At 56.8% G+C, this 213-nt stretch carries 1 protein-coding gene; it reads right to left on the bottom strand.

From position 1 onward, the window contains the following. Window positions 1-213, bottom strand: a 213-nt coding sequence (locus tag QN359_RS20020) for a hypothetical protein (RefSeq protein ID WP_323493537.1), incomplete at both ends; no start/stop codon positions are given.

The following is a 213-nucleotide window of genomic DNA, read 5'->3' as shown; positions in this document are numbered from 1 at the left end:
CCCATACGGAAGGCTACCGAACTGGACTTCCGGCGTACCCGCAAACAGCACATTCATGTTGGCCATCGCCTGACCTGTGCTGTCGGCGATGAAAGCCTCCAATTCATCATAGGCCAGGCCATCGGCTTGGGCTTGATCGCGCAACACTTGCACGCCTGACTTGCTGGCGTCAAAGAGGGGGGATGAAAACGAATAGCGCAAAGGACCACTGTC

The sequence above is a fragment of the Undibacterium sp. 5I2 genome (assembly GCF_035019605.1).
In the GTDB taxonomy this organism is placed as follows: Bacteria; Pseudomonadota; Gammaproteobacteria; order Burkholderiales; family Burkholderiaceae_D; genus Undibacterium.
Note: the sequence above shows the minus strand (reverse complement) of the source record. Positions and strands in the feature narration are given on the sequence as shown.